Genomic DNA, 3,456 nt, shown 5'->3' on the forward strand with positions numbered 1-3,456 from the left:
TAAAAATTTTGTTAGAATTTCATCCAGATTTATGAGTTGAAATCGATTTTTCATGGACAAAGTTCTTAAAACCTGTCTATCTCCAGCGTTGGATGATAATTATCTGTCAAAAAATAATGCTTCTACACAAGTTCTCTATTTAAATAAGAGAATTTTATCTGAATTTTTTTCAAAATGAGAATTGCTGTTTAGAATTACACACCCTTGTCGAAAGTGTCCAAACCGCCCAAACTTTGCCCTATTTTATCTATCGTCTGATTCGCGGTGCTTATATCTTCGAGAATCTTGCCTATTTAGAATTGCGCTATACTCCCTACTATCGCACCGACGAATATTTGAACCAGACAGAGCGAATCGAGCAAATGCGATCAATTGTCGAGATCGTTGGTCAAGCCTCGAAAATGAGCGAATATCCGATTATTACCAGTCAAATTCTCTGTATGCACTCGCGACTTCCCTACGAAGTCAACAAAGCGATCGTTGATCTGGCCCTAGAGATGAGAGAATACGTCTGTGCGATCGATATTGCTGGAGGTGATTCCTACTACCAAACTCGACTAGAGGAATTTGCTGGTTTATACAGTCATGCCAGGGAAGAGGGTTTAAATACCACCGGTCATCTTTATGAAACAAAGAACGGTTGTTATCCCCAATTACTGCCCTATCTGCAAAGAATTGGTCACGGTATTCAAATTCCCCTACAATACCCAGAATTGCTGCCGGAAGTTGCCCGTCGTCATCAATGTTTAGAAGTCTGTCCCACCACCTATTTAAAAACTGGCACCCTCGAAAGTTTATCGCAATTAAAGATAGTCTTTGATCGCTGTTTTGAAGCGGGGGTTGATATTGCTATCTGTACCGATAATGCTGGTTTACACAATGTCCGGCTGCCCTTCGAGTACGAGAATTTACTCACCCTAGATGTGATCGATTTCCGACAATTACAAGCTTGTCAAGATGCGGCTTTTCGCCATGCTTTTGCCTGGCCCTATAGTCAAAAACCCTCCTCACTTTTAACCGGTTTGTTATCAGTAGATAATCCCAAATTACCGGTTTATCAGTAACACAATTAACTATAGTTTGGGTTAAGCAAATTCTTTACCGCTCCCGAACTATAGCGTTTTTCCACTCTCCTGCATCGGGTTTCGGGAATTCTACTGAATCTTGATTAAACTCAAGCCAAAGAGAGTATAAGTACACAGAGAACCGAGACCGAACATCAGGGAACGAGCGATCGGGATATTAATGATATAAAAAAGGGAAAATAGAAGCCGGAGGATCACAAAAGCGATCGCACAGTTAGCAGCCAGGGGTGAGGAGACTCCTGTGACGTAGGCCATGATAGCGGCGGCACTATAGATCATAAAGGTTTCAAAACCATTTTGATGGGCCCAAGTTGCTCGTTTGGCGTAGTATGGGAGTTGATCGAACATTGCCCGGGGAGCGGAGGTATTGTAACCCACCTTAGCTCTAGCGTAGGCCACCAGCAGAAAAGGTAGATAGACAGAGATAGCGGCAGCCACTATCGAATAGAGAAGAATGGCACTGACGGAGAGATTCATCGCTGAATTTAGTCAAAATAAAATAGGGTAACTAGCTTGCGTTGATCTTCTGCTTCCGCGCAGGTTTGCAAAAGAGTCTGACTGTCGTGGAAAGCAAAACAGATTAACTGTTGACAACGATTGATAATCTCCCGATTACAGAGGCTGCTGGCTTCCCCTAGGGATAGATGGTCATTTTCGGGACATTCCACCAGATGGATAACCTGCTGAAGTTGTTCTTGGGATTCCAGGGGCTGGCGATCGAGACTTTGGGGTAAGATCACGGTTAACAGATTAGGATCTGCCCGCATTGCCCCCTTAATGACGGCGGAATTGGTTCCCGTCGCCCCGGAGGTCATAATCCGATTGCCCGCCAGCACGAGGGCATAGGCCATCATTTCGATCAATTGCTGGTGTGTGATGGGAACGTGACGGGAACCCAATAAGGCGACGCGCTTAGAACCGGTCTGCTGAATGGCGGCTAGTTCTTGAGCTAGAGTGTCTAGGGTGTTAGTGGTATCTACAGATTGACTCAAAGACTTTTACTGCAAATTCGGACTGATTAACCGTCCGTTATTGTAGCATCGAATTGTCATGATTGGAAATTTGGCCCAAAAAACCCCAGATGCTCATCGAGGTGTCCTTTCTGTGGCAGTCTCCTTGAGCCGTCAGAAATTGTTATTGGTGGGGAAGTGCCTCTAGATTCTGCGGTAAGATAGGTGCATAGACGATATTTACCCCAGAGCCATGACCACTTCTCCTGTTCCCCAAGGGGACGATTTCAGCGATCGCCCAATCCGTCCCGTACAGTATCGGGATTTGGAAGACATTGAAGCTTTAACCCTGGATGACTTCGATGAGGATATTGATCGTCGCGCCCAAAATTTCCGCACCCAGGTGCAGCAGGTGCGGCCTTGGTTTGGGTTGTTTAAAATTCTCAGTTTTTTTCCCAATCCTCTCCAACACCGTTTTCATGTCTATGTGGCCGAGTCCTTGGCTAATCAGGGAGAAGAAGGGAAAATTCGCGGGGCTATCCAAGTCACTCCTTTTAATAGTAGTCGCAGCACTTGGCGGGTGGAACAGGTGCGGGTGCATCCAGGGGAGTCTTTAGGCGAACCCAAGGGCATCGGGGCGCAATTACTGCGTTATTGTCTAGAAACGGTTTGGGAAGCCCGCACCTGGGTGTTAGAGGTTAATATCAATCAAAAGGACAGTTTGGCACTTTTCCGGCAACACGGTTTTCAGCCTTTGGCAGAATTAACCTATTGGTCTTTACCGCCGCAATTATTACAGGAATTGAGCAAACAAGAGGCAGATTTACCGAATTTACTGCCTGTGAGCAATGCTGACGCTCAATTGCTTTATCAGTTAGATTGTGTGTCTATGCCGCCGCTACTGCGTCAGGTATTTGATCGCCATATCCAGGATTTTAAAATCAGTTTAGTTGATAGTTTGTTCGGTCGCTGTCAGAGTTGGTGCGGCGGTCCGCAAATTAGTCGCGGTTACGTTTTTGAACCGCAACGAAAAGCGGCGATCGGTTATTTTGAATTAATTCTATCTAATCGGGATGAGCGACCCCATCAAGCGAAATTAATTGTCCATCCCGCCTACACTTGGCTCTATCCTAAGTTATTAATCCAGATGGCCCAGATCACGCGCAAGTATCCCCCTCGATCGCTAGAGTTGATATCGGCTGATTATCAGCACGAAAGACGGGAATATCTGGAACAATTGGGAGCAATCCGCAGTTCCCACACCCTGATGATGTCGCGCTCGGTATGGCACAAAATCCGCGAAACTAAGCCGGAAAATTCCGCCCTAGCAGAAATGCTGCAGGGTTTACAACCGGTGCCGCGAACTCCCATCCCTAGTCGGATGTCTTGGTTAAAATGGCCCAATAATCCCCCCCTAGACT

The 3,456-nt window shown here is 45.9% G+C and carries 3 protein-coding genes and 1 pseudogene; 2 read left to right on the plus strand and 2 right to left on the minus strand.

The annotated features are described in order from the left end of the window. Positions 1–185: 185 nt before the first annotated feature. Positions 186–1,064 (plus strand): annotated as a pseudogene (locus IQ224_RS22675) (adenosine deaminase); the annotation flags it as partial. Positions 1,065–1,154: 90 nt separating this feature from the next. On the opposite strand, the gene IQ224_RS22680 reads toward IQ224_RS22675, so the two are convergent. Together IQ224_RS22680 and IQ224_RS22685 are read right to left on the minus strand one after the other, a co-directional pair. Then, on the minus strand, positions 1,155–1,562 hold the full coding sequence (locus IQ224_RS22680; protein WP_002741065.1) for an MAPEG family protein: 408 nt from the start codon (positions 1,560–1,562) through the stop codon (positions 1,155–1,157). An 8-nt stretch (positions 1,563–1,570) separates the two neighbouring features. Next, positions 1,571–2,077 (minus strand): hypothetical protein, encoded by a 507-nt coding sequence (locus IQ224_RS22685; protein WP_002741066.1) that lies wholly within the window; start codon positions 2,075–2,077, stop codon positions 1,571–1,573. A 211-nt stretch (positions 2,078–2,288) separates the two neighbouring features. On the opposite strand from IQ224_RS22685, the gene IQ224_RS22690 reads away from it, so the two are divergent. Further along, a partial coding sequence (locus IQ224_RS22690; RefSeq protein ID WP_194033522.1) for a GNAT family N-acetyltransferase occupies positions 2,289–3,456 on the plus strand: 1,168 nt, incomplete at its 3' end.

It is taken from the genome of Microcystis sp. LEGE 00066 (assembly GCF_015207925.1).
In the GTDB taxonomy this organism is placed as follows: domain Bacteria; phylum Cyanobacteriota; class Cyanobacteriia; order Cyanobacteriales; family Microcystaceae; genus Microcystis; species Microcystis ichthyoblabe_A.

Excerpts from the sequence above, each read along its gene's own strand:
- IQ224_RS22680 (WP_002741065.1), bottom strand. The coding sequence starts at position 1,562 with ATGAATCTCTCCGTCAGTGCCATTCTTCTCTATTCGATAGTGGCTGCC.